At 60.6% G+C, this 23011-nt stretch carries 21 protein-coding genes, 5 tRNA genes and 1 pseudogene; 4 read left to right on the forward strand and 23 right to left on the reverse strand.

Features of this window, described 5'->3' with window-relative positions:
* Nucleotides 1-71: 71 nt before the first annotated feature.
* The 4 genes from H3H51_RS15775 to H3H51_RS15790 form a co-directional block, all read right to left on the reverse strand.
* Complete coding sequence (locus tag H3H51_RS15775; protein ID WP_183090020.1) at nucleotides 72-878, reverse strand: inositol monophosphatase family protein; 807 nt, start codon at nucleotides 876-878, stop codon at nucleotides 72-74.
* Nucleotides 879-1015: 137 nt separating this feature from the next.
* Entirely contained in the window at nucleotides 1016-1507 is a 492-nt protein-coding gene (locus H3H51_RS15780) for an HAD domain-containing protein (protein WP_183090021.1), read from the reverse strand.
* Nucleotides 1508-1509: 2 nt separating this feature from the next.
* Nucleotides 1510-2904 carry a DEAD/DEAH box helicase gene (locus H3H51_RS15785; RefSeq protein ID WP_183090022.1) on the reverse strand — a complete coding sequence of 465 codons (1395 nt, stop codon included), beginning with the start codon at nucleotides 2902-2904 and terminating at the stop codon, nucleotides 1510-1512.
* Nucleotides 2901-3488, reverse strand: coding sequence for a hypothetical protein (locus H3H51_RS15790; protein WP_183090023.1), 588 nt, complete (start codon nucleotides 3486-3488; stop codon nucleotides 2901-2903). Before H3H51_RS15790 ends, H3H51_RS15785 begins: the two co-directional genes overlap by 4 nt.
* Nucleotides 3489-3593: 105 nt before the next feature.
* On the opposite strand from H3H51_RS15790, the gene H3H51_RS15795 reads away from it, so the two are divergent.
* Nucleotides 3594-3815, forward strand: a complete 222-nt coding sequence (locus H3H51_RS15795) for a helix-turn-helix domain-containing protein (protein ID WP_183090024.1) — start codon at nucleotides 3594-3596, stop codon at nucleotides 3813-3815.
* Between the two features lie 102 nt (nucleotides 3816-3917).
* Nucleotides 3918-4060: pseudogene (locus H3H51_RS15800) on the forward strand (IS3 family transposase); the annotation flags it as partial.
* Between the two features lie 142 nt (nucleotides 4061-4202).
* Here H3H51_RS15800 and H3H51_RS15805 read toward each other — a convergent pair.
* Both H3H51_RS15805 and H3H51_RS15810 read right to left on the reverse strand, forming a co-directional pair.
* A tRNA-Arg gene (locus tag H3H51_RS15805) sits at nucleotides 4203-4277 on the reverse strand.
* Nucleotides 4278-4283: 6 nt separating this feature from the next.
* Nucleotides 4284-4391 (reverse strand) — tRNA-Arg (locus H3H51_RS15810).
* A 372-nt stretch (nucleotides 4392-4763) separates the two neighbouring features.
* On the opposite strand from H3H51_RS15810, the gene H3H51_RS15815 reads away from it, so the two are divergent.
* Nucleotides 4764-5090: an Arc family DNA-binding protein gene (locus H3H51_RS15815; protein ID WP_183090025.1), complete on the forward strand. Its 327-nt coding sequence runs from the start codon at nucleotides 4764-4766 to the stop codon at nucleotides 5088-5090.
* A gap of 75 nt (nucleotides 5091-5165) precedes the next feature.
* On the opposite strand, the gene mgtE is transcribed toward H3H51_RS15815, so the two are convergent.
* Nucleotides 5166-6608 carry a magnesium transporter gene (mgtE, locus tag H3H51_RS15820; protein ID WP_183090026.1) on the reverse strand — a complete coding sequence of 481 codons (1443 nt, stop codon included), beginning with the start codon at nucleotides 6606-6608 and terminating at the stop codon, nucleotides 5166-5168.
* A 314-nt stretch (nucleotides 6609-6922) separates the two neighbouring features.
* Between mgtE and H3H51_RS15825 the strand changes: the two genes are divergently transcribed.
* Nucleotides 6923-7417, forward strand: a complete 495-nt coding sequence (locus tag H3H51_RS15825; RefSeq protein WP_183090027.1) for a DUF4124 domain-containing protein — start codon at nucleotides 6923-6925, stop codon at nucleotides 7415-7417.
* A 40-nt stretch (nucleotides 7418-7457) separates the two neighbouring features.
* Here H3H51_RS15825 and H3H51_RS15830 read toward each other — a convergent pair.
* The 16 genes from H3H51_RS15830 to H3H51_RS15905 form a co-directional block, all read right to left on the reverse strand.
* Nucleotides 7458-7534: transfer RNA gene (locus tag H3H51_RS15830), tRNA-Arg, on the reverse strand.
* Between the two features lie 70 nt (nucleotides 7535-7604).
* Nucleotides 7605-7681 (reverse strand) — tRNA-Arg (locus tag H3H51_RS15835).
* A gap of 104 nt (nucleotides 7682-7785) precedes the next feature.
* Nucleotides 7786-7876: transfer RNA gene (locus H3H51_RS15840), tRNA-Ser, on the reverse strand.
* 62 nt (nucleotides 7877-7938) lie between these two features.
* Nucleotides 7939-8124: a carbon storage regulator CsrA gene (gene csrA, locus H3H51_RS15845; RefSeq protein ID WP_003244478.1), complete on the reverse strand. Its 186-nt coding sequence runs from the start codon at nucleotides 8122-8124 to the stop codon at nucleotides 7939-7941.
* Between the two features lie 185 nt (nucleotides 8125-8309).
* Nucleotides 8310-9548 (reverse strand): aspartate kinase, encoded by a 1239-nt coding sequence (locus H3H51_RS15850; RefSeq protein WP_183090028.1) that lies wholly within the window; start codon nucleotides 9546-9548, stop codon nucleotides 8310-8312.
* Between the two features lie 101 nt (nucleotides 9549-9649).
* Nucleotides 9650-12274, reverse strand: coding sequence for an alanine--tRNA ligase (gene alaS / locus H3H51_RS15855; RefSeq protein WP_183090029.1), 2625 nt, complete (start codon nucleotides 12272-12274; stop codon nucleotides 9650-9652).
* Between the two features lie 156 nt (nucleotides 12275-12430).
* On the reverse strand, nucleotides 12431-13423 hold the full coding sequence (astE, locus tag H3H51_RS15860; RefSeq protein ID WP_183090030.1) for a succinylglutamate desuccinylase: 993 nt from the start codon (nucleotides 13421-13423) through the stop codon (nucleotides 12431-12433).
* A 14-nt stretch (nucleotides 13424-13437) separates the two neighbouring features.
* Nucleotides 13438-13725: a topoisomerase II gene (locus tag H3H51_RS15865; protein ID WP_183090031.1), complete on the reverse strand. Its 288-nt coding sequence runs from the start codon at nucleotides 13723-13725 to the stop codon at nucleotides 13438-13440.
* A 15-nt stretch (nucleotides 13726-13740) separates the two neighbouring features.
* Entirely contained in the window at nucleotides 13741-15087 is a 1347-nt protein-coding gene (astB, locus tag H3H51_RS15870) for an N-succinylarginine dihydrolase (protein ID WP_183090032.1), read from the reverse strand.
* Nucleotides 15087-16550: a succinylglutamate-semialdehyde dehydrogenase gene (astD, locus tag H3H51_RS15875; protein WP_183090033.1), complete on the reverse strand. Its 1464-nt coding sequence runs from the start codon at nucleotides 16548-16550 to the stop codon at nucleotides 15087-15089. Before astD ends, astB begins: the two co-directional genes overlap by 1 nt.
* Entirely contained in the window at nucleotides 16547-17572 is a 1026-nt protein-coding gene (gene astA / locus H3H51_RS15880; RefSeq protein WP_183090034.1) for an arginine N-succinyltransferase, read from the reverse strand. The genes astD and astA overlap by 4 nt, the downstream gene beginning before the upstream one ends.
* Nucleotides 17573-17681: 109 nt before the next feature.
* Complete coding sequence (aruF, locus tag H3H51_RS15885) at nucleotides 17682-18698, reverse strand: arginine/ornithine succinyltransferase subunit alpha (protein WP_183090035.1); 1017 nt, start codon at nucleotides 18696-18698, stop codon at nucleotides 17682-17684.
* Nucleotides 18699-18877: 179 nt separating this feature from the next.
* Nucleotides 18878-20098 carry an aspartate aminotransferase family protein gene (locus tag H3H51_RS15890; protein ID WP_183090036.1) on the reverse strand — a complete coding sequence of 407 codons (1221 nt, stop codon included), beginning with the start codon at nucleotides 20096-20098 and terminating at the stop codon, nucleotides 18878-18880.
* Between the two features lie 403 nt (nucleotides 20099-20501).
* Nucleotides 20502-21488 (reverse strand): GlxA family transcriptional regulator, encoded by a 987-nt coding sequence (locus H3H51_RS15895; RefSeq protein ID WP_183090037.1) that lies wholly within the window; start codon nucleotides 21486-21488, stop codon nucleotides 20502-20504.
* 16 nt (nucleotides 21489-21504) lie between these two features.
* Entirely contained in the window at nucleotides 21505-22269 is a 765-nt protein-coding gene (locus H3H51_RS15900; RefSeq protein ID WP_183090038.1) for an ABC transporter ATP-binding protein, read from the reverse strand.
* A gap of 36 nt (nucleotides 22270-22305) precedes the next feature.
* A complete protein-coding gene (locus H3H51_RS15905) occupies nucleotides 22306-23004 on the reverse strand; it encodes an ABC transporter permease (protein ID WP_183090039.1) in 699 nt (232 codons plus the stop codon).
* Nucleotides 23005-23011 lie beyond the last annotated feature (7 nt).

Genomic DNA, 23011 nt, shown 5'->3' on the forward strand with positions numbered 1-23011 from the left:
ATCGTCGCCATCGGTAGCGCTTGACCAGAGAAAACCATTCTCTTCGACTGCCTTGTTGGTCTTTGCATCGCCTACGCGGCGAATAACCGTCCCCAATCTCTCTTAGAAAGCTCTCTGCATGCGTCAGGAGCTCCACCGAAGCATCTCAATGACGCTCTCATCATCAGGGCTTCAGATTCGTAAGAAATTGGCTGTCCATCTTGGTCAAGTAGAACTCCACCAGCCCCAATTAGCAGCGCATGGCCGCCAACGACATCATGAGCTGACACCGGGACGAGAGAAGCACCTGCGACAGCATCGCCAGCGGCTACACGGGCTAATCGGTAGGCGATACTCGGCGTTGGAATAAATTCGGCAGGTGCACAAAGCTCCGCATTGAGCTTTGGTTTGCTCGCGGCCGCCGTGCTCACCAACACGCGGCTGCCTAGTGTCAGATTAAGGTGATTCAGTCGAAAGAGTACGGACTTACCGTTGCGGAAAACGCTGTCGCCACCTATCGCCCAGGAGATGCAGTCAGGGCCGCGATCTGACGTGACCGGCGCATAAACCACTCCAAGCACAGGAGCGGTGTTGAGTAGCAGCCCAACCGAAATCGCCGACCCCTTCCGGCCCAGAAGAAAGTCGCTGGTACCATCATTGGGGTCAACTACCCAGCAATATTCGTGGCCTGTCAGTCGAGCGCCTGTTTCCTCTCCCCAGAAATCACAGTCCAGAAGTTCAAGTAAGCTCCTACGTAGCATGACTTCGATCTCAGCATCGACCTCTGCCTTGTCCCCATAACCTCTTGGCCCGCCAGGACGACACCACTCTGCGGATAGGAGATTGCCTGCTAACAGCACTATCTCAGTTACTGGCTTCAGCAACTTCAAGCAATTCATAGATTTTTCCAAGAAGCACCTTCCCTACACCGTCGGCAAACGCATCAATCCCTGTGCTCGTTACGTTGCACGAAAGCTTGTTTAGTCGCCTCTACGACTAGGGCCAAAAGCCCACCAGGATCGAGCATCTGTCGAAGTCAATTGCGCAATTGGAGCTTACCAACCAGTTCAGCCAGAGCCCCCAGCGCAGAAAGGCCACACATAGGATCAGTTGTAATCAGGTGCTCACGCAGACAATCCGGCCAACCCACGGCATCGTCGTCGATTGCAAGCCAGGGGGAGTGATCTGGTCGGCGAGCCAGCCAAGCCGCAATCTGCTCGTATCGCGTTTGATCATCCCAAGGGATGCCGTCGGGCCAGCCTCGACTCATTGCCGAATGCCAAGTCGCACCGATTACCCGGTGCCTCAGCTCAGCCGGCAGCGCCTTGCGAGCCTTCTGGTAACCGAGATTTCGCGCCCAGCTCGTCGACAGGACGATACGGATGTCCTGATGTGTGCTCAGCACCCCAATCAACTGCGGAGCCCACATGAATAGCTCGCCCGCGGCACGCAGCTCAATCTTGCCATTGAGCCGCAGATACACGGCGTCAGGATGCAGGACACCATCGAAGTCGAGAAACAGAATCATGGTCAAAAGCAAGCCAGAAGCTGCTGTCTGAAATGATGAGAAAAGCTCACCTGATAGCTTGGCTCTGCGGCAAAACTTCCAACTGAAAGAACGTTCGTTGATCCTGCTCTATCAGTAGGTTCAGCCCCACCTCCGACGCGATCCTCCAAGCCCCCAAGCTTGCCAACATGCTCCAGAAGCTCAGGCTTTGAGTATGGAATAAGGCCAGACACCTCCCTCAACACCGCTAGGTCATCCGGAAGGTCATCAGCAACTCGCTCTGCAAAGCCGTGCAACGTGGGCTCCGCCAACATGAATAACCAAGCCTGGTCATCAAACTCACCCGTTCGCCTAAGCACCCGCCCCAGCACTTGCCGGTAATGCAGCTCGGTTCGGATACGACTTAGATAGCAGCACACCTGCAACCTCGGAATGTCAGTGCCTTCGCTGATCATTCCGACGGCCACAATCCAGCGACAGGTACTGTGCCTGAAGCCATTAATAACCAGTTGAGCATCTGGAGTTTTGTTGGTCACGATGCAGCAATCTTCACCCTTTGCGTCCAGGGCCTGAGCAATCTGCTGAGCATGCTCAATGTCAGTAGCAACTACCAATCCGGCAGCATCAGACTTGGTCAGGCGAAGCTCATTGAGTTTGCTGCAGCCAAGATCAAGTAGCTGATCGATCAACTCATTATGGCGCAGCAATTCTTCGTAGGTAACGGGTGACTCCCCCAATAGCTTCGCAATGCTAGGGAACAACCTCACGGCGCTATCTGTGCCTAGCTCCTCTGTGAGCTTCACCTTCTGATTATCGAGCAGGACAATTCGAGGGGAACGACAGACGCCGTCGGCAATTGCATCTCCCAAACCATAGCGGTAATCGCAAATCAGATGCCCTTCAGGCGTCGAGTAGCGAGCCAGGACAATGGCTCTATCGTCCGAACGCCATGGCGTGCCTGATAGGGCTAGTGTGAAGGCCGCGCGATCCTGTATGCGGTGCAATATCTGCTGCCCCCAGACGTTGCTGAACAGCAGGTCATGGCCAGCACAGTGGTGGACTTCATCGAAGACGACGAGCACACGGTAGTCATTAAGAAGCTGCCAGAAGTCCTCATCACGGTGCTCCATAGCCTGGTAGGTGAATGCCGCACCCACTGCACCTATCTGCCCGTCGAGGCGCCTACCAAGCACCGAGGAAAAAGTCGAACGGACACTCTCAACGACCTGGCAAGATGGCGCAAAGCACAGCACTAGATCGATTCTGTTCTGCTCAAGCAGTCGGCTGGCCAATCCTGCAGCCATACGAGTCTTACCGGCTCCCGGTGTGGCCTGACAGAAGAAGTGTGGCGTGAGGGTGAAGTGCTCCAACGCCGTGCTGATGCAGCTGGTTTGCCAGTCCCGTAGCGATCCGGTCATTGATTGGCGGCTAGCGTCTTGAGTGTCTTCTCGATAGCACGCAGATGTCCTAACAGACGAGAACTGCGATCCCTTGCCTCCATGTACTCGCCATCCACCTTTCCTCGCAGATGCGGCATATCCTCCAGAAGTAGTTTGAATCGCTCCGCCTCCCCCATAGAAGAAAGAAAATCCAAACGGATCTCTTTGTGGAGCGCTTCCAAGTGCTGATCCGCATCTACTGGAGGCTGAATTGGCACCGCCTCAACTTCGGAAACGCCAGACTCTTGCTCGGGTTGGCAGACAGTCCTGGGACAGTCAAACCCGTTATCGATTAACTCCAGCTGCATACGAGCCGGCATCGGCTGCAAATGGTAGACCTGTCCCCGTGAGCGCCGCTCTTCATCGAGCACAACCCACCCCATACGCACCATTCGGCGGACTTGCTCATACACATAGCGGCGCACATCACCGATGCGAAAAGTTCTGCCAGCTAGGTGCTTGGCATAGGCATCGCGCAGCTCACTTATCGTGAACCTTGCTCTCCCTCCCTCCTGAAGCAGCTCATACAGGCGCCTGTCAAAGAGAAACGAGGCCGATTTCATTGAGGTACCAGAAGGTTAAATTGCGAAATTAATACGGATTATAGTCCGTGGCTGGTGCGTCCGCAAACACACGATAGTGCCGCCTCAAGTGGGATTGAGGCAGTCATGGATAAGTTGGCGAAAGCGTTGGGGGGACGCATCCGAGCACAGAGAAAGGCCTGCCAGATTTCTCAGGATGCACTAGCGCTAGCCTGTAGCATCGACCGCAGCTATATGGGAAGAATCGAGCGTGGTGAAGTAAACATTACGATCGAGAAGCTGTATCGGATCGCCGGGGAGCTCGCTTGTGATCCCTCGTCCCTTCTGCCTCAACTGTCAGAGCTTTAGCTACATGAATAGCCACGGGTTTCGTGGAGGCCTCAACTCTTGAGAAGATGAGGCTATAAGAAAGACTACGCCCCCCCTGAAGTCGGTGAACGTGCCGTGCGCATGGTTCTTGAACACCTGAACGGCCACCCTCCAAATGGGCTGCCATTGAGGTTATAGCGCCGAAGATTGGCTACGCTGCGCAAACCCTGCATGGCTGGATTCGTCGCCAGCAGACCGATGCGGGACAGCGTCCCGGTCAGACCTAATCCAAGGCCAATATATCTAGCGACCGCAGGCAAATCGCAGCCTAAGCATGGGCCATCTAGAAGGTGAGAGGCTAATAGCTCGTGCCTCACTCGCACCGAATTAACATCAATGCGCAGTGATGGAACAGGGCCTAGTGGATGGCGCCCCCTGCTGGATTCGAACCAGCATCTAGCCCTTAGGAGGGGCTTGTTCTATCCATTGAACTAAGGGGACAGCTTGTGGCGGGGCTCAGATTTTACAAGGTTCCAATGTGCAGTGAAATCTTGACTGTACAAGAACCTCCAACCTTCCCCTTAGGAGGGGGATGCTCTATCCAATTGAGCTACTGGGACATGCAGAGTAACGACAGCTCTGTCGCAACCTAGCGGGCGGCATGTTAGCGGGCACGTCAGCATTTGTCATGCCGTTAACTTTACGGGAACGTACCGGGAACCCCGGCGCATTGGCGCTGTCTCACCAGCAGCTCTAGCTAGCGCCATGCAGCGGCGTTTTGCCTATTGGCACGCATTTCGGACAACTGGTGCTGGCAATGCGCCTGCATTCCGACCACAATCCGACACGCAATTGGCGTCAAATAGTCGACCACTTAAATTTTCGATGCTGATCCCAGCTGAACGGCTAGTGCCAAACACGGTCAAAGCAGTGACAATTCAGTAGCTGAATGCCAGCATCGCTTTCCTGAACTAACCGGTTTAATATATGCGCCCTATGAAACAGGCAATCTATTCCAGCCGTACGGCTGACAAGTTTGTGGTCCGCCTACCCGACGGCATGCGCGAGCGCATCTCCGACGTAGCGCGCAATCATCACCGCAGCATGAACTCGGAAATCATCGCTCGCCTCGAGCAGAGCCTGGTTCAGGAAGACTCCCTGGGCGATGACCTTGAACTGCGGCTGGACAGCCCCGAGCTCTCCTTGCACGAACGCGAGCTTCTACAGCGCTTTCGCCAGCTCTCGCGACGCCAGCAGAATGCACTGGTCGCCCTGATCGCTCATGATGCAGAACTGGCCAGCGAAGAAGCCTGACAGTTACTGCAGCACATAAAAAAGCCGGCTATTAGCCGGCTTTTTTGTGGCCGCTCCACAGGAGCGGCAGCAAGATCAGATCAGGAATAGCGTCGCCATACCCAGGAAAATGAAGAAGCCACCACTGTCGGTCATGGCAGTGATCATTACACTCGCCCCCATCGCCGGGTCGCGCCCCATGCGCAGCAACGTCATGGGAATCAGCACCCCCATCAAGGCCGCCAATAGCAGATTGAGCGTCATCGCCCCGGTCATCACCAGCCCCAGCGACCAACTGCCATACAGCAGATAAGCCACAACACCAATGACCCCACCCCAGACCACGCCATTGACCAGCGCCACTGCCAGCTCTTTGCGCATCAGTCGTGAGGTGTTACCGGAACTCAGCTGATCGAGTGCCAAGGCGCGCACGATCATGGTGATGGTCTGATTACCCGAGTTGCCACCGATACCCGCCACTATCGGCATCAATGCCGCTAGTGCCACCAGCTTCTCGATAGAACCCTCAAACAGGCCAATCACCCGAGAAGCGATGAATGCGGTCACCAGGTTGATTGCCAGCCAGGCCCAACGGTTACCGAGGGATTTCCACACCGAGGCGAAGATATCCTCCTCCTCGCGCAGACCCGCCATGTTCAGGACTTCGGTCTCGCTCTCTTCACGAATGAGGTCGACCATTTCATCGATGGTCAGACGACCAATCAACCGACCATTGGCTTCCACCACCGGGGCCGAAATAAGGTCGTAACGCTCGAAGGCTTGCGCGGCATCATAAACATCCTCGCCTGGCTGGAAGCTCACCGGATCACTGGCCATGACCTCACTGACCTGCTTGTCAGGATCGTTGACCAGAAGGCGCTTGATCGGCAGTACACCCTTGAGCACACCGTCATAATCGACCACGAACAGTTTGTCGGTATGGCCCGGTAGCTCTTTGAGGCGGCGCAGGTAACGCAATACCACTTCGAGGCTGACATCCTCGCGAATGGTGACCATCTCGAAGTCCATCAGCGCGCCAACCTGGTCCTCTTCGTAGGACAAAGCCGAACGCACACGCTCGCGCTGCTGCGCATCGAGCGTTTCCATGAGCTCGAGAACAACATCGCGCGGCAGCTCAGGCGCGAGATCCGCAAGCTCGTCCGCATCCATGTCCTTGGCTGCAGCGAGGATCTCGTGATCGTCCATGTCCGCAATCAGCGATTCGCGGACTGCGTCGGAGACTTCAAGGAGGATGTCGCCATCACGCTCAGCCTTGACCAACTGCCAAACGGTCAGCCGGTCATTGAGCGGTAGTGCTTCGAGGATATGCGCGACGTCGGCGGAGTGCAGCTCATCCAGCTTGCGCTGCAACTCGGCGAGGTTTTGCCGGTGGACCAGGTTCTCGACCAGGTCCTGATTCTGGCCTTCCTGGCGATGCGCCAGGCTTTCCACCAGTTTGTGGCGATGCAGCAGATCAATCACCTGGGCCAGGCGATCCTGCAAGCTTTCTTGCGGCTTTTTGGCTTCTACTTCAGTCATATGGCGCGCTCCACCCCAGCAGCAGAGCACGCCACGGGGTCAATCAGTCAATACGCGATCGGTCAAACGAGATTGAGCAACTACTGGGTAAGTCCATGGTGGTATCCCACAAGCCCCGGCGGGGCTGACACGGCAATAATACCACCCCACACAGAGTTTGTAGGGCCGAAATCGCGTCTAGAACAAGCGCTTGCAGCAAAAACCTAAGCAACCTGTGAATCCTTTATCCGACGCTTGCACTGCATCACAAGACACCACTGGCGAAGCCGAAAAGCCCGACTAGGCTTGTGTGCAACCGTCAAGGAGGACGACCCATGCTGCAATCATGCTGCGCTGGAATCTGCGCATTTCTGCTCTGCCCCACCCTGCACGCCTCAACCGTATTTCGCTGCGAAGACGCCAGCGGCCATATCACCTACACCCTGCAAGGCTGCCCTGTAGCGGCCGACCAACAACTACAGAGCGCCGACAACCCAACACCCGGGCAAGGCAAAGCCGTGCCGCTGGCAAAAACCCGTAAAGGCGAAGGCAAGCGCAGCAAGAAAGACAAGAAGAGCGAGGATTTACTGGTAGTAGGCGAGAAGCAGGATGGCTGCGGCAACCGCGTTACCGGGAGCGAGCGGCGCAGCGCGATGATTCGCCAACAAGCGCGCAGCGGCATGACCCAGCGCGATGTTGAAAGCAGCTTGGGCAAACCCGACAAGATCACCAGCCAGGACGGCCAGACCCGCTATCACTACGAAGACAACGAAGGCAATCGGCGCCAAGTCACCTTTGACGAGTCCGGCTGCGTAAAAGGAAAACACTGAAAAGCAAAAGGCCCGCATCTCTGCGGGCCTTTCGTTTTTATGGTGCACTCAGGAGGATTCGAACCTCCGACCGCTCGGTTCGTAGCCGAGTACTCTATCCAGCTGAGCTATGAGTGCATTAGCGCTTTTTGACCAGATCACCGCTGGTTGAACCAAACAACCCGCATAACTGCGAGTTGTTTAAATATGGTGCACTCAGGAGGATTCGAACCTCCGACCGCTCGGTTCGTAGCCGAGTACTCTATCCAGCTGAGCTATGAGTGCATGGGGTGCGCATTATAGGGAGCCAGACCTTATGGTCAAGCACTTTTCCGAATAACTTCAATAGCTTATCGGCCTTAATGCACTACAACCGAAGTTGTAAATAATGGCGGAGAAGGGGGGATTCGAACCCCCGACACCCTTTTGAGGTGTACTCCCTTAGCAGGGGAGCGCCTTCGGCCACTCGGCCACCTCTCCGCAACACGGGGCGCATGATAACCATGTTTTCCCCGTTTGCAAAGCCAAAATTTCGATAAAAATTAGTGGCTTGGTTCGTCGCCTTTCTCTTTCTGGATGCGCTGGTAAATCTCCTCACGGTGCACGGCAACCTCTTTGGGTGCATTGACACCAATGCGCACCTGATTACCTTTAACGCCCAACACGGTGACAGTGACATCGTCACCCACCATCAGGGTCTCTCCGACCCGGCGAGTCAGAATCAGCATTCCTTTCTCCTTACGGATTAAATTCAGGGACAACAGTCTGCAAATAAGAAAATGGTGTCAGCCCCGCAGAATTCAAGCCGGAACCTACACCCAAGTATTGACCAGTGCGGACAAAAGGAAAGTTCCTGTCACACCGACCAAAAAAGACAAAAGGCGCGGACTAGCCGCGCCTTTTGGGTTGTGCGTCACTCGGCCTGTCGGGCCGGAGCGTCAAGATCGAAAGCGGTGTGCAAGGCACGCACCGCCAGTTCTAGGTATTTCTCTTCGATCACCACGGAAACCTTGATCTCCGATGTGGAGATCATCTGGATATTGATGGTCTCCTTGGCCAGGGCCTCGAACATGCGACTGGCAACACCTGCGTGGGAGCGCATGCCCACGCCGACGATCGACACCTTGGCGATGTTTGTGTCGCCAATCACTTCACGGGCGCCCAACTCACGCGCAGTGTTCTCCAGCACGGCCATGGCAGCCTGGTAGTCATTGCGGTGCACGGTGAAGGTGAAGTCAGTGGTGTTATCGTGCGCGACGTTCTGCACGATCATGTCCACTTCGATATTGGCGGCACTGATCGGACCGAGAATCTTGAAGGCCACGCCCGGAATATCCGGCACACCACGGATGGTCAGCTTGGCTTCGTCGCGATTGAAGGCGATGCCGGAGATGATCGGCTGTTCCATGGATTCCTCTTCATCAAGGGTAATGAGGGTGCCCGGGCCCTCTTGGAAACTGTGCAGTACGCGCAGCGGGACGTTGTACTTACCGGCGAATTCCACCGAACGAATCTGCAGCACCTTGGAGCCGAGACTGGCCATTTCCAGCATCTCTTCGAAGGTGATCTTGTCGAGACGCTGAGCCTTGGGCACTACGCGCGGGTCAGTGGTATAGACCCCATCGACGTCGGTATAGATCTGGCACTCGTCGGCTTTCAGCGCCGCAGCCAGGGCTACGCCTGTGGTATCGGAGCCACCACGGCCGAGCGTGGTGATGTTGCCCTGCTCGTCCACGCCTTGGAAACCAGCGACAACCACAACACGCCCCGCCTTGAGATCGGCGCGAATTTTCGCGTCGTCGATCTGCAGGATGCGCGCCTTGGTGTGCGAATTGTCGGTGAGAATGCGCACCTGGTTACCGGTATAGGAAACCGCCGGCACACCACGTTTGATCAGCGCCATGGCCAGCAGAGCAATAGTCACTTGCTCGCCGGTGGAAATCATTACATCCAGCTCGCGCGGCACCGGCTGATCGTCGCTGACCTGTTTGGCCAGCTCGATCAGGCGGTTGGTCTCGCCACTCATGGCCGAAACCACGACGACGATGTCATCGCCGTTCTCGCGGAATTTCTTCACCTTCTCGGCCACCTGCTGAATACGCTCAACGGTGCCGACGGAGGTGCCACCAAATTTCTGTACGATCAAAGCCATGTCAAAAAGCCGCCTGATTCCTCAAGGGCGCCCATTAGACCCGCATCGGGTCACACTGCCAAGGCTTGCCGGACGCGCTGCAAGCCTTGGATATCGCTGATTTACAGAGCTTGTTCGACGAAGGTAGCAGCCAGGGCCAGAGCCTCATCCAGCTTGCCGGCATCGATGCCGCCACCCTGAGCCATGTCCGGACGACCGCCACCCTTGCCACCCACCACCGCTGCGGCCTGACGCATCAGGTCACCGGCCTTGAGCTTGGCAGTCAGGTCTTGAGTCACGCCGGCGACCAGCACGACCTTGTCGTCCTGCACGCCGCCGAGCAGGATCACTGCGCTGCCGAGTTTGTTCTTCAACTGGTCGACCATCGCCAGCAGGGCCTTGCCATCCAGACCATCGAGACGCGATGTCAGCACCTTGATGCCTTTGACGTCGACAGCCGAGCCAGCCAGGTCATTACCTGCCGCGCTGGCGGCCTTGGCCTTGAGCTGCTCCAGCTCTTTTTCCAGCTGACGGTTGCGCTCGATAAGGCCGGAAAGCTTGTCCAGCACGTTGTCGCGACTGCCCTTGACCAGCGCCGCCGCTTCTTTCAGTTGCTCTTCAGCACCGTTCAGCCAGGCCAGCGCACCGGCGCCGGTGACGCCTTCGATACGGCGCACGCCAGCGGCCACGCCGCCTTCGCTGGTGATCTTGAACAGGCCGATATCGCCAGTACGCGAGACGTGGGTACCGCCGCACAGCTCGACGGAGAAACTACCGCCCATGCTCAGGACGCGCACGTCGTCGCCGTACTTCTCGCCGAACAGCGCCATGGCGCCCTTCTGCTTGGCGGTTTCGATATCGGTCTCTTCGGTCTCCACTTCGGAGTTCTTGCGAATCTCATTGTTGACCAGCTCTTCCAGGGCCTTCAGCTGCTCGGGCTTGATCGCCTCGAAGTGGCTGAAGTCGAAGCGCAGACGCTGGCTGTCGACCAGAGAGCCCTTCTGCTGCACGTGCTCGCCGAGAATCTGGCGCAGCGCAGCGTGCAGCAAGTGGGTAGCGGAGTGGTTCAGTGCTGTGGCCTGGCGTACCGAGGCATCAACCTCGGCCTGCAGCTCGGCGCCGACCTTGATACCGCCCTGGGCCACGATGCCGTGATGGAGGAACGCCCCACCGGCCTTGGTGGTGTCGCGCACATCGAAGCGCACGCCCGCAGCAGAAAGGTAGCCGCTGTCGCCAACCTGACCGCCGGATTCGGCATAGAACGGCGTGCGATCGAGGACAATCACGCCATCCTCGCCTTCACCCAAACTGTCGACGGCCGCGCCAGCCTTGAACAGGGCGACGACCTTGCCGCTACCCGTGGTGCCGTCATAACCGAGGAACTGGGTATCTACGTCGACCTTGACCAGACTGTTGTAGTCCATGCCGAAGGAACTGGCGGAACGGGCACGCACGCGTTGGGCTTCCATTTCGCGCTCGAAGCCTTCCTCGTCGAGGGTCAGTTCGCGCTCACGGGCGATGTCGCCGGTCAGGTCGACCGGGAAGCCGTAGGTGTCGTACAGCTTGAAGATCACATCGCCGGGAATGACCGAGCCCTGGAGGTCGGCCAGGTCCTGCTCGAGGATCTTCAGGCCCTGCTCCAGGGTCTTGGCGAACTGTTCTTCTTCGGTTTTCAGCACGCGCTCGAGGTGCGCCTGCTGCTGTTTCAGTTCGGGGAAGGCTTCGCCCATCTCAGCCACCAGCGCAGCGACGATCTGGTAGAAGAAGCTGCCCTTGGCGCCCAGCTTGTTGCCGTGGCGGCAGGCGCGACGAACGATGCGGCGCAGCACGTAGCCACGGCCTTCGTTGGACGGGGTCACGCCGTCGGCGATCAGGAAGCCGCAGGAACGGATGTGGTCAGCCACCACTTTCAGTGATGCCTGAGCCTCATTGGCACAGCCGATGGCCTTGGCTGCGGCATTCAGCAGGCTCTGGAACAGGTCGATCTCGTAGTTCGAGTTGACGTGTTGCAGCACGGCACTGATGCGCTCCAGGCCCATGCCGGTGTCCACGCTCGGCGCCGGCAGCGGGTGCAGCACGCCGTCCGCGGTGCGATTGAACTGCATGAACACGTTGTTCCATATCTCGATGTAGCGGTCGCCGTCTTCCTCAGACGAACCGGGTGGGCCGCCCCAGATATGGTCGCCGTGGTCGAAGAAGATCTCGGTGCACGGGCCGCACGGACCGGTATCGCCCATCGCCCAGAAGTTGTCGGAAGCGTATGGCGCGCCCTTGTTGTCGCCGATGCGGATCATCCGCTCCGCCGGGATGCCGACTTCCTTGTGCCAGATGTCATAGGCCTCGTCGTCGCTGGCGTAGACGGTGACCCAGAGCTTTTCTTTCGGCAGGTTCAGCCACTGCGGCGAGGTCAGGAACTCCCAGGCGTAGGAAATCGCATCACGCTTGAAATAGTCGCCGAAGCTGAAGTTGCCCAGCATTTCGAAGAAGGTGTGGTGGCGCGCGGTATAGCCGACGTTTTCCAGGTCGTTGTGCTTGCCGCCGGCACGCACGCACTTCTGGCTGGTGGTGGCGCGGGTATAGGCGCGCTTTTCCAGACCGAGGAAGCAGTCCTTGAACTGGTTCATCCCGGCGTTGGTGAACAGCAGGGTCGGATCGTTCGCCGGGATCAGCGAGCTGGAGGCGACTCGGGTGTGCCCCTTCTCTTCGAAGAAGCGGAGGAAGGCTTCACGGATTTCTGCGCTTTTCATTTATTTCATCCAGGCAAACGACGGCCACGGCAAAGCCGGCAAAGGGCCGCATTATATCGGCCCTGCGCGGCAGGGACAGCCCGTTTGCAGGGAAAATGGATAGAAAGCGTCTATTGGCTGAACCGGCAGACGGAAAGTTGCCGGGAAAGCTGCGAATCAGAGCTGCGCAGGCACGATCAGGATGCCGGCGCGCAGGCCGTTCTTCACCTTGGGGTTGGGGAAGATGATGCGCGCGCCCTGCTCTTCCACCACCCAGCGGGTGCCGGCAATGTCTTCGGCCAGCAGATAACCGGCCGGCAGCTCGCTGAAGTTCTCGATATCGGCCGGCAGGTGCAGACGAAACGCGTCGCTGTGCTTGATCACTTCACGAGCCACGCTGAACAGCTGCAGGCCATCAAGCGTGGTGGTTGCGGGCTCGCAATGCTCGATGATCTCGCGCAGGCGCTTTTCCAGCAGATCGAGATTCACCGCCTGGTTCTGCCCAAACGGCCGCGCCTTGCCCAGCTCCAGGGTAAAGGCCTCGGCACCCAGGTGGGCGTAGGTGTAGGAGCTGAAGGTGATGCCAACCTTCTGCTGCAGCAGTACCGCCTCCACTCCCGCCGCGTTCAGGCGTGCCAGTTGCGCGGCCGAATGCTCGCGACCTTCGGCATAGGGATAGAGAGCGAACTGCTCGATCTTCGAAGCGCGAATGGCCGTGTGCAGGTCGTAGTGCAGGCGCTCGCGTCCTTCGCGGATGAAGAAGGCAGCAGCCAGGCGCTCCAACTCATTGGCGCGCAGGGCCTCGAAGCCGCTGGCCTGTTCGTGACGGCCACTGAACAGGCGATTGATGTCCTGCTCGACATAACGCTCACCGCGGCGGATCGCCTCGGGGTTGCCGAACAGGAAGAGAATGCGTGCGCGCGGGATCAACTGACCGGAGGCGATGCCTTGCAGCAAACGGTCGAGCAGCTCGATCGGCGCGGTTTCATTGCCGTGGATGCCGGCTGAGAGCAGCAAGTCCAGGCCACAATCCTCGCTGGCCGGCGGGGTGACTTCCAGAGCCCCCTGCGCCAACCAGTGCAGACGCGCGCCCTCGCGGGTCAGCTGAATCTTCTCGGTCGGCTCACGGCCGGCCAGGGTCAGTTCGAGCAGTTTTCCGAGGGCGAGCATGGCAGAGAACTTCCTTAGTGATTGCAGTCCGGGCCGTGCACATGACCTTCGTCTTCGTCGTCGACTTCAGCCGGTTCCATTTCCAGCTGCAGGCTGACCAGGTTGGTAGCCAGCGGGCGCAGCAGCAGGTTGGCGTACTCGGCGTCACCCTCCTCCACGTCCACACCGATCAGCAGTTGGCCGTTGCCGGCGGTCTGGATCCACACTTCCTTGCCCTGCCAGATCACGGCGAAGCGGGTGCAGGAGGTTTCCAGCTGGGTGCCGTCGGTGTCTTCGAGGATCAGTTGCAGGGCGTCAGACATGAAATAAGTACTCTTTTAAGCCAATTGAAATGGGTAAACCGAGCCCAGTTTAAGGATCTGCGTCAGTTCATCCAATGCTGTCCGACACTCGACCAGCAATTGCGGGTCGGCCAGGTCACTTTCTGCCAGACGGTCACGGTAATGCTTGTCGACCCAGGTATTGAGCGTCTCATACAGACTAGCGCTCATCACCACACCCGGATTAACCGCTGCCAATTCCTGCTCTTTCAGCGCCACACGCAAGCGCAGACACGCCGGACCACCGCCGTTCTGCATGCTTTGCTTGAGGTCGAAGACCTTGACCTCGCGGATCGGCCCGTTGCTGCTGGTGAGCTGCTGCAGGTAGTTCCACACGCGAGTGTTGTTGCGGCATTCCTCCGGCACGATCAGCAGCATGCCGCCGTCGGCGCGACTCAACAGCTGGCTGTTGAACAGGTAGGACTTGACCGCATCCTCGACCGCCACCGCGTCACGCGGCACGCGCACGGCCTGCAGGTTGCCGCCCCGGCGGGCGAGCTTGTCGCCCAGCTCGGCGAGCATGGTGTCGGTGTCTAGGAAGGCATCCTGGTGATAGAACAGCACTTCGCCGTTGCCCACCGAGATCACATCGTTGTGGAACACGCCCTGGTCGATCACCGAAGGGTTCTGCTGGGCGTAGACCACGCCCGCGTCGGACAACCCGTGCAGACGCGCCACCGCCTGGCTGGCTTCCAGGGTCTGCCGCGCCGGGTAACGCTGCGGGGCCGGGAAGCGGCTATCGAAAGCGCTGCGCCCGAAGACGAAGAACTCCACGCCGGCATCGCCATAGCCCTTGCAGAAGCGCGTGTGGTTGGCCGCGCCTTCGTCGCCGAACTGGCCGACCGCCGGCAAAGCGGCATGGTGGGCGAAGTGCTGCTCGTTGGCGAACATGGCGCCGAGCACGCGACTGGTGGTCGGGTGCTCGATCGAGCGGTGGAACTTGCAGTTGAGGTTGGCGGCGGTGAAATGCACGCGACCATCGGCGGTGTCGGCACTCGGGCTGACGGTGCAGGAGTTGGCCGTCCACATGCTGGAGGCGGAGCTTACGGCCGCCAGCAGTGGCATGGCCTCCTTGGCGGCTTTCTCGATCACCTGGGCATCGCTGCCGGTGAAGCCGAGGCTGCGCAGGGCCGCAACGTCCTGGCGCTCTTGCGGGGCGAACACGCCCTGCTTGAAGCCCATGTCCATCAGCGCCTTCATCTTGCCCAAGCCCTGCTTGGCCGCTTCCTTCGGGTTGGATGCCACCTGACTGTTGCTCTGCGACGCCACGTTGCCGTACGACAGGCCGCCGTAGTTGTGGGTCGGGCCGACCAGGCCGTCGAAGTTCATTTCATAGGCGGACATCACAAACTCACTCCCGGGGTCAGGGTGGCGGGCAGGCTCAGGGTTTCACTTTCCAGCGAGGCAACCGGGTAGGCGCAGTAATCAGCCGCGTAATAGGCACTGGCGCGATGGTTGCCGGAGGCGCCGACCCCGCCGAACGGTGCACTGCTGGCGGCGCCGGTCAGCTGCTTGTTCCAGTTGACGATGCCAGCGCGGCTCTCGACAAGGAACTGCTGGTAGCGCTCGGCAGAATCCGACAACAGACCGGCGGCCAGGCCGTACTGGGTGTTGTTGGCCTCGGCAATGGCGGCGTCGAAGCCGTCGTAGCGAATCACCTGCAGCAGCGGGCCGAAGAACTCTTCGTCGATACGCTCGGCGACGGCAGTCACGTCGAGGATGCCCGGGGTCAGCAATGCAGCGTTCGGTACCGGCTGGATCATTTCCAGCAGCGCCACGGCGCCCTTGTCGACCAGGTGCTGCTGGGCCTTGAGCAGGTGCTCGGCAGCCGTCAGCGAGATCACCGAGCCCATGAACGGCGCTGGCTGCTCGTCGAAGGCACCGACCTTGATCGTCGCGCTGACCGCCACCAGGCGCGCCAGCAACCCATCACCCCAGGCACCGACCGGCACCAGCAGGCGGCGCGCACAGGTGCAGCGCTGGCCAGCGGAAATGAAGGCGGACTGGATAATGGTGTACACGGCGGCATCGAGATCGGCGACCTGATCGACCACCAGCGGGTTGTTGCCGCCCATCTCCAGCGCCAGGATCTTGTCCGGGCGGCCGGCGAACTGGCTGTGCAGCAGGTTGCCGGTGCGGCTCGAACCGGTGAAGAACAGGCCGTCGATCCCGGCGCTGGCAGCCAGGGCCACGCCGGTTTCGCGGGCGCCCTGCACTAGGTTGAGCACGCCAGCCGGCAGGCCGGCTTCGATCCAGCACTTGACCGTCAGCTCGGCAACTTTCGGCGTCAGCTCGCTGGGCTTGAACACCACCGCGTTGCCGGCCAGCAGTGCCGGCACAATATGGCCGTTGGGCAGGTGGCCGGGGAAGTTGTACGGACCGAACACCGCCACCACGCCGTGCGGCTTGTGGCGCAGCACGGCCGTTGCGTCGGCCAGCGGGCCGCTCTTGATGCCGGTACGCTCGCGGTAGCTCTGCACGGAGATGGCGACCTTGTTGACCATGCTGGTCACTTCGGTGGCGGACTCCCACAGCGGCTTTCCGGTTTCCTCGCCAATGGTACGAGCCAGCTCGTCACTATGCGCCTTGAGGGTCACGGCAAACTGCTCAAGTACGGCGATGCGCTCTTCCAGCGAACGCCGAGCCCAGGCCGGGAACGCGGCGCGAGCGGCCTGCACGGCACTGTCGACCTGGGCAGCGCTGGCGCCCTGGCCATTCCACACCACAGCCTGGGTGACCGGATTGAGCGAATCGAAGGCTTCGCCCTGCCCGGCCTGCCAGTTGCCGGCGATGTAATGAGTGGTCATTGCTTGCTCTCCTTGGCCGACAGCGCTACGGCGCGTACCTGGGCGCCGGCGCTGAGCTGCAGGCGCTTGGCGGTTTGCGCATCGACCACCAGGGTGCCGGCGGCCATGCGCGCCGGGGCGGCCGTGATGCGGCAGTCTTCACGCTTGCGGTTGTGGATCAGGTACGGCACCGACTCATCGCCGGGGGTGCCGATGGCCAGCACCAGGGTTTGGCTGTCGCGTACCGCACGGATGCTGTTGGTCTGCACTTCGATGGCGGGGCCGGCGTCGAAGATGTCGACATAACCCTGGTAGCTGAAACCCTCGCCCTTGAGCATGGCCAGCGCCGGCTCGGTGTCTGGGTGAACGCGACCGATGATGTTGCGCGCATCCTCGGAGAGGAAGCAGGTGTAGAGCGGGAACTTGGGCATCAGTTCGGCGATGAAGGCCTTGTTGCCGACACCGGTGAGGTAGTCGGCCTGGCTGAATTCCATCTTGAAGAAGTGCCGGCCGAGGCTTTCCCAGAACGGCGAACGGCCATTGGCGTCGGACATGCCGCGCATTTCGGCGATCACCTTGTCGCCGAACAGCTCACGGAACTCGGCCATGAACAGAAAGCGTGCCTTCGACAGCAGGCGGCCGTTAAGACCAACGCGTGCATCGGCATGCAAAAACAACGAGCACAGCTCGGAGTTGCCGGTCAGGTCGTTGGCCAGGAACAGGGTGGGGATCTCGCGATAGATCTTCAGCTCCTGCGAGGCGCTGACGGTCAGGCCGACCCGGTAGTTGTACCAGGGCTCGCGCAGACCGACGGCACCGGCCACGGCGGAAATGCCGACCACCTTGCCGTCGTCATCCTCGAGCACGAACAGGTAGTCGCTGTCGGCCCGCTCGGCCTCGCCACGGAAGGTTTTTTCCGCCCAGCCGACACGGTGCGCCAGGCGCTCCTCGTTGGCCGGCAAGGTGGTCAACCCGGCGCCCGTGCTGCGGGCCAGGTCGAACAGCGCCGGCAAGTCGGCACTACGAACGGGACGAACGATCATAAATCCTCCGAGATACGCACCCCTCTCCTTCCGGAAGAGGAGCCGAGGGTGAGGGAAAAGCCCTCATCCGGCCCTGTCGGGCCACCTTCTCCCGACGGGAGAAGGACAGTTAAACCGCTACCAGCCTGACGCTGGTTCCTTCACCGACACCCAAGGCCTCGGCCACATCGGCGCTGAGGATCACGGGCTTGCCCGGAACCCAGTCCAGCTCGGCGACCACGGCGCGGAAATCCTGCAACTGGCCATTGCTCACCAGGTACGGACGCCCGCCCTTGCCCGGCTCACCGATGCGCACCGGCACCATGCGGCTCTGGGCGATCGAGCGGATGCCCGAGGTACGCGCATGCAGGGTCGGGCCGCCGTCGAAAATGTCGATGTAATGATCGGTCTCGAAGCCTTCGCGCATGAGGATGTCGAAGGTCACCTGAGCGCGGCTGTACACCTGACCCATGGCTTCCTGCGCGGCATCCGGCAGCAGGGGCACGTAGATCGGGTAATGCGGCATCAGTTCGGCGAGGAAGGTACGGCTCTTCAGGCCACACAGGCGTTCGGCCTCGGTGTAGCTCATGTCGAAGAAGTTACGCCCGACCGCGTCCCAGAACGGCGAATCACCGTGCTCGTCGCTGTAGCCGACGATCTCCACCACCACGGCATCGGCGAAGCGCTCCGGGTGGCTGGCGACGAACAGCAGGCGGGCCCGCGAGTTGAGTTCGGCGAACACCGAGTCCACCAGGTCCGGCTTGACGTAGAAGCTGGTCAGCAGGCTGTTGCCGGTCAGGTCGTGGCACAGCGAGAGCACGTGGATCTTGTTGTGGATCGACAGCGAGCGCGAGGCGTGCACGAAGGTTTCGTTGCGGAAGCTGTAGAACGGCTCGGAATAACCTGCCGAGGCGACCACGCCAGAGCAGCCAACCAGGCGCCCGCTGCTGGTGTCTTCGAGGACGAAGAAATAGCTCTCCTCACCGTTGAAGCTGACCTCGGCGGCGAACGAGGCTTCGGAAGCCTGGATCTTGTCGCCCAGGCGACCGAGGTCGTCCGGCAGCGAAGTGACGCCAACCGGGCTGTCCGCGGCCAGACGCTGCACTTCGGCAAGGTCGGACATCTGCGCAGGACGCATAACCAGCATGGCGTTACTCCTTTCCAAAACAGCGCCTTCCGCTGAAAGACGCCTGTCGAATAAAAACTCCAAAGGGTTTCGCAAAACCCCTGGAGAAAGATCAGGCCGCAGCCCGATCACGCATGAAATCGCTCATCCTGAGAAACAACCACGGCGGCGCGTCCTGCACCGCCGTTCCGATCAATGCCTCAGGCGTTGACCAGCTTGGCCACCGCACGCTCGAAGCGCGCCAGGCCTTCTTCGATATCGGCATCCTCGACCACCAGACTCGGGGCGAAGCGCACCACATCCGGGCTGGCCTGCAGCACCAGCAAACCCTCGACCGCCGCAGCATCGAGAATGGTCTTGGCCTTGCCCAGCCAGGCGTCGGACAGCACGCAACCGATCAGCAGGCCCAGACCGCGGACTTCGCTGAACACGCCGTACTGCTCGCCGATCGCCCGCAGGCGCGCCTTGAACTGCTCGCTCTTGGCCTTGACGCCGTCCAGCACCGCTGGGGTGTTGACCACGTCGATCACCGCCTCGGCCACTGCACAACCCAGCGGGTTGCCGCCGTAGGTGGTGCCGTGGGTGCCGGCGACCAGGTGTTTGGCCAGCTCGGTGGTGGTCAGCATGGCGCCGATGGGGAAACCGCCGCCCAGGCTCTTGGCGCTGGAGAGGATGTCCGGGGTCACGCCGTAGTGCATGTAGGCGAACAACTCGCCGGTGCGGCCCATGCCGGTCTGCACTTCGTCGAAGATCAGCAGCGCGTTGTGCTTGTCGCACAGCTCACGGGCCGCTTGCAGGTAAGCCAGGTCAGCCGGCAATACGCCGCCTTCGCCCTGAATCGGCTCCAGCACCACGGCGCAGGTCTTGTCCGATACCGCCGCCTTCAGCGCTTCGATGTCGTTGTACGGCACATGGCTGATGCCCTGGATCTTCGGGCCGAAACCGTCGGAGTACTTGGGCTGGCCACCGACGCTGACGGTGAACAGGGTGCGGCCGTGGAAGCTGTTGGTGGCGGCGATGATCTCGCACTTCTCCGGGCCGAATTTGTCGTGGGCGACGCGACGGGCCAGCTTGAAGGCGGCCTCGTTGGCTTCGGCGCCGGAGTTGCAGAAGAACACGCGCTCGGCGAACGTGGCATCGACCAGCTTGTGTGCCAGGCGCAGGGTCGGCTCGTTGGTGAACACGTTGGAGATGTGCCACAGGGTGTTGGCCTGCTCGGTCAGCGCCTTGACCAGCGCCGGGTGGCAATGACCAAGGGCGTTGACGGCGATACCGCCGGCGAAGTCGAGCAGTTCACGGCCGCTCTGATCCCAGACTCGCGAACCCTGACCACGCACCGGCACGAAGCCAGCGGGAGCGTAGTTGGGGACCATGACCTGGTCGAAATCGGCGCGTTGCACCGGATCGTGCTGAACGGACATCGAGGCTCTCCTGATAAAGGCACACCGCACAAAATGGCAGGTGATGGAAGGATTGTAGGGACTGCTGGCGGGGTCGCATTGTCGCCATGCGACAACTTCTTACAGCGGCAACCCGCGAATTTCCTAGGCTTTCGGCAAAGCGACAGAAAGCACCGGAATTGCGCAGTTTAAACGCTGCGCGTGAGGTTCGGGGTAGCAGCCGGGAATTTAACGCAGCGCTTTTGCAGGGCAGTCGAAACAAGCAATCAGATAAGCCGCACGTAAGGCGGGTGAAACCCGCGTTGCCGGGTGGCGCGGGTTTCACCCGCCCTACCGAGACACCGAAGAATCGCACGACCTGATGGAGTGGATCGCCAGCAAGCTGGCTCCTACATAAAGCCCGGAGCGGGCAATCGACGCTGAGTCAGCCGCGCTCGGACGTGCTCGGGGCGATTTCGAAGGGACTGGTGCTGCGCCGCTGGTTGCGGTCTTCGCGCGGGGTGGCGCCGAAGAAGTTGCGGTAGGCGCTGGAGAAGTGCGGGCCGGAAGAGAAGCCGCAGGACTGGCCGATCTGGATGATCGATTTACTGGTTTGCATCAGCAGCTGGCGCGCCTTGTTCAGGCGCAGCTCCAGGTAGTACTGGCTGGGCACGCGATTGAGGTACTGCTTGAAGATGCGCTCCAGCTGACGGCGCGACACGCACACATGGGTGGCGATCTCGTCGGTGGTCAGCGGCTCTTCGATGTTGGCTTCCATCAGCAGCACGGCCTGGGTCAGCTTGGGATGGCTGGAGCCGATGCGGTTCTGCAGCGGAATACGCTGGCGCTCGCCGCCTTCGCGGATGCGCTCGACCACCAGCTCCTCGCTCACCGCACCGGCCAGCTCGGCACCGTGGTCACGGGCCAACACAGCCAGCAGCAGGTCGAGCACCGCCAGGCCGCCGCATGCGCTGAGGCGATCACGATCCCAGTCGAACAAGTGGCTGGTGGCAATAACCTTGGGGAAGCGCTCGGCAAAATCATCCTGCCAGCGCCAGTGCACGGCGGCGCGGTAGCCATCGAGCAGGCCCAGCAGGGCCAGCGGGTAAACCCCGGCGGACAGGCCACCCACCTGGCAACCCGCGCGCACCAGTTGCTTGAGCGCCATGCCCAGAGGCTGCGCCACCTGGGTCGGCGGCTCATCGGCGAGCAGGAAGAGCTTCTGGCAACCTTCCAGTCGCCCGGCCCAGGGCTCGCCGGGCAGACGCCAATCCCCCTCGGCAGCCGCTTCGGCCTGCAGGAAGCGCAGCTCGTAGCGCACCTCCGGGTGCACGCGCTGCGCCACGCGCAGCGCTTCCTCGGCCAGGGCCAGAGTCATGGGCCTGGTTTGCGGCCAGATCAGGAAACCGATGCAGTGGGCAGTAGCTGTCATGCTGGGAGTCTAGTGCCTACTTCAAGCTGCCGGAAAGGAACTGTTTGAGCCGATCGGACTGCGGGTTGGCCAGCACTTCGCGCGGGCACCCGGTCTCTTCGACGATGCCCTTGTGCAGGAACACCAGTTGATTGGACACCTCGCGGGCGAAGCCCATTTCGTGGGTGACCACCACCATGGTGCGGCCTTCCTGGGCCAGGTCCTTCATGACCTTGAGCACTTCACCGACCAGCTCGGGGTCGAGCGCCGAGGTCGGTTCGTCGAACAGCATCACCTCGGGTTCCACCGCCAGCGCACGGGCAATCGCCACGCGCTGCTGCTCGCCGCCGCTCATGTGCGCCGGGTAGGCGTCCTTGCGGTGCGACACGCCGACCTTGGCCAGGTAATGCTCGGCCTTCTCGATGGCTTCCTTCTTCGACACGCCAAGCACATGCACCGGCGCTTCGATGACGTTTTCCAGGGCGCTCATGTGCGACCACAGGTTGAAGTGCTGGAACACCATGGCCAGGCGCGAACGGATGCGCTGCAGCTGCTTGGGGTCGGCGGCCTTGAGCGCGCCGTCCTTGTTCTTCACCAGCTTGAGCTCTTCGCCATTGAGCAGGATCTTGCCGCTCCAGGGCTGCTCGAGCATGTTGATGCAGCGCAGGAAGGTACTTTTGCCCGAGCCGCTGGAGCCGATGATGCTGATCACGTCACCGGCCTTGGCCGCCAGCGAGACGCCCTTGAGCACTTCATGATCGCCGTAGCGTTTGTGCAGATCCTGGACTTCAAGTTTGTACATGGTCTGGGTTCTCGTATGCGAATTCGGTAGGAACGGTCAGGCCTTGCGCGGGGCCAGGTAGGCCAGCCAGCGGCGCTCGGCGCGCTTGAACAGGCGCACCATGATGAAGGTCAGGCACAGGTAGAACAGGCCGGCGGTGATGTAGGCCTCGAACGGCAGGTAGAACTGCGAGTTGACGGTCTTGGCCGCACCGGTGATGTCGACCAGGGTGACGATGGACGCCAGGCTGGTGGTATGCAGCATCATGATCACTTCGTTGCTGTACTGCGGCAGCGCGCGGCGCAGGGCCGACGGCAGCAGGATCCGGTAGTACAGTTTGTAGCGCGACATGCCGATGGCCTTGGCTGCCTCGATCTCGCCGTGGGGCGTGGCCTTGATGCTGCCGGCAAGGATTTCTGCGGTGTAGGCGCTGGTGTTGACCGCGAAGGCCAGGCAGGCACAGAAGGTCGCATTGGACAGCAGCGGCCATAGCACGCTGTTGCGCACGGCCTCGAACTGGGCCAGGCCGTAGTAGATGAGGAACAGCTGCACCAGCATCGGCGTGCCGCGAATCACATAGGTGTACAGCCAGGCCGGGAAGTTGATCGCCGGCTGCTTGGACACCCGCATCAGCGCCAGTGGCACCGCCGCCACCAGGCCCAGGGCCAGGGAGATGGCGAGCAATTTCAGGGTTACCAGCACACCACCGAAATACAGCGGCAGGCTGTCCCAGATCACGTTGTAGTCGAAGATCACGCTTGCG

The organism is Aquipseudomonas ullengensis (assembly GCF_014174475.1).
GTDB classification, from domain to species: Bacteria; Pseudomonadota; Gammaproteobacteria; order Pseudomonadales; family Pseudomonadaceae; genus Aquipseudomonas; species Aquipseudomonas ullengensis.